This is a genomic window from Kitasatospora sp. NPDC004799 (genome assembly GCF_040609095.1).
Taxonomy (GTDB): Bacteria; Actinomycetota; Actinomycetes; order Streptomycetales; family Streptomycetaceae; genus Kitasatospora.
The window spans coordinates 1-1,195 of record NZ_JBEXJK010000819.1 but is presented as its reverse complement, the minus strand read 5'-3'; the positions used below and the strand labels follow the sequence as shown (position 1 = coordinate 1,195).

Genomic DNA, 1,195 nt, shown 5'->3' with positions numbered 1-1,195 from the left:
GCCATCGCGCTGTACGGCTGGCGCAGGCGGTCCGGCCTGCGCGCCGCCGCGGGCCGCACCGGGGCCGACCGCACGACGCGGCGCCGTGTCCTCCTCGCCCTGGCGCTGTGCGCCGTGGCCGGAGCCGTCGCCCACGCCTGGTGGTGGCTCGCGGGCCCGGACGCGGTGACGACCGGCCTGCCGCTGGACGCAGTGGTCGAAGGGGTGCTGTCCGACGCGGCGAAGGGCGGCGGCGCCGGCCTGATCGGCGCCCTGGCCGTGTACGTCCTCGGGTGGTGGACCTGGCGGACCTGGCGGACCGTCACGGCGACGCGCCCGCGGGGGAGCGGAGCCGCCTCCGGCCGCGACGGCGCCCCGGGGGCGGACACCACCGGCTGACCCGCCGCCACCGACGCCCGCGCCGCTGTGCCCGTCAGCGGCCGCGGGCCGGGGACCGTACGGGCAAGGAGCGCTGCCCCGGAGCCTGCCCCCCAGGGCCTTCCCGCGCCCCGGGTGCTGGGATGTCGTGAGGTGACGTCCTGCGCGACCGTGACCGAGAGGCGGGCCTCCGTATGATCCGCGAACACCGCCCGGCGCCCGCCGTGGACCGGCGACGGGACAGGGCCCCCGAACGGCCGCCGGCGTCCCGGCAGAACTTGCTGCACCTTCAGCGGACCGTCGGGAACACGGCGGTGCTGCGGATGCTCCAGCTCGCCGGGCACCCGTACGCCCAGCCCGGCCACGATCCCGGGGGCGGCGATCGGTCCGGGCCGGAGGCCGGATCCGCCCCGGTCCAGCGCTCCACCGTCCAGGACGTGCTGCGCACCCCCGGCCGCCCGCTGGACGACGGCACCCGTACGGACATGGAGACGCGGCTCGGCGCGGACTTCTCCGACGTCCGGATCCACGACGACCCGGCCGCCAGGGCGTCGGCCGCCGAGGTCGGCGCCCGCGCCTACACCTCCGGCAGCCATGTCGTGATCGGGGCGGGCGGTGGCGACCGGCAGACCCTGGCCCACGAGCTGACCCATGTCATCCAGCAGCGCCGGGGCCCGGTGGCGGGCACCGACCACGGTGACGGCCTGCGGATCAGCGACCCGTCCGACCGTTTCGAACGCGAAGCCGAGGCCAACGCGCACGCCGCCCTCCGCGGCCCGGCTCCCGACCTCCAGCGCGCCCCCGCCGGCGACGCACCGGGCACGACGGGCTCCGGGAC

The 1,195-nt window shown here is 78.3% G+C and carries 2 protein-coding genes; both read left to right on the top strand.

Annotation, left to right across the window (positions count from 1 at the left end; genetic code table 11):
* Window positions 1-378: hypothetical protein (locus ABZW03_RS41030; protein ID WP_355270002.1), on the top strand; the 378-nt coding region annotated here is incomplete at its 5' end.
* 302 nt (window positions 379-680) lie between these two features.
* The coding region (locus ABZW03_RS41025) for a DUF4157 domain-containing protein (protein WP_355270004.1) at window positions 681-1,195 on the top strand (515 nt) is incomplete at its 3' end.